At 33.1% G+C, this 1,193-nt stretch carries 1 protein-coding gene and 1 pseudogene; one reads left to right on the top strand and one right to left on the bottom strand.

The window, feature by feature from the left end; genetic code table 11:
* A partial coding sequence (locus RMO83_RS09790; RefSeq protein WP_310559499.1) for a 3-dehydroquinate synthase family protein occupies window positions 1-566 on the bottom strand: 566 nt, incomplete at its 3' end.
* Between the two features lie 89 nt (window positions 567-655).
* On the opposite strand from RMO83_RS09790, the pseudogene RMO83_RS09785 reads away from it, so the two are divergent.
* Window positions 656-1,193, top strand: a pseudogene (locus RMO83_RS09785) (proline dehydrogenase); the annotation flags it as partial.

Raw genomic sequence — 1,193 nt, 5'->3', positions numbered from 1 at the left:
GCATCTGCAATTAATCCGTGTTTTAGCATTTCGGCCAATCCAGAACGCATTTCGAGTTGGTCAAGCGTTTCGAGAAAATCAGCATCGATAATTACCATTTTCGGATTATTGATGGTTCCAATTTGGTTTTTGAGATTTCCCAAATCGACACCATTTTTTCCTCCAATAGATGCATCAACCATTGATAATAAAGTAGTTGGAATGTTTATAAAATCGATTCCACGTTTAAAAGTCGATGCAACAAATCCGCCTAGATCTGTGACAACTCCACCGCCAAGATTGATTATCAAGGTCTTGCGGTCGCCACCAAGTTCTGTCAATACTTTCCAAATTTCTACGCAAGTATCTATATTCTTATTTATTTCGCCATTTTCGAATTCAATAATTTCTATTTTTAAATCGGTGTGTATGTAAGTTAGAAAATTATTCAAACACTTTTCGTTGGTATTAGAGTCAACAATCACAAAAATATTGGAATATTTATTTTTTTGAAGGTGAGTATTGAGTGCTTGATAACCTTTTTCGTTAAAAAAAATTGAATAATTACTGGCTTGAATTGGTTGCATAATTAGATTTAAAATAGATAAGCAAAATAAAGTAATTTTTGTTTAATATTTATCAAATGCTGATTATATTTGTAAGATAAAATTAATTTATGAATTCAATTTTCAATAATACACAAGTTGCTTTTTCTTTAAAAAGCGATACTGAGTTAGATAGAGCCTATTTTCTGTTCAAAATGATTGCAAACCAGCCTTTGGTTCGCATTGGAACTGCGGTTACAAATTTTGCATTAAAGGCCAACTTGCCAGTAGAAGGATTAATACGAGCAACGGTTTTTGACCATTTTTGTGGCGGCATTAACGAAGAAGATTGCCTGAAAGTTGTTGACAAAATGTTTACAAAAGGTGTATCTTCGGTTTTGGATTATTCTGTAGAAGGCAAAGAAGACGAAGCTCATTTTGACGATGCAATGCAAATGGCATTAAAAATAATTGAATTTGCAAAAGAAAAAAAATCGATTCCGTTTGTGGTTTTCAAGCCAACTGGATTTGGTCGATTCGAATTGTATGAAAAATTAGGAGAAGGTCAAACCTTAAATTCTGAGGAACAAGCCGAATGGAATAGGGCAGTGGCACGTTTTGACAAAGTATGTTTTTCAGCTCACAAAAACGATATTTTGTTATTGATTG

The organism is Flavobacterium sp., from assembly GCF_031423415.1.
Classification (GTDB): Bacteria; Bacteroidota; Bacteroidia; order Flavobacteriales; family Flavobacteriaceae; genus Flavobacterium.
Note: the sequence above shows the minus strand (reverse complement) of the source record. Positions and strands in the feature narration are given on the sequence as shown.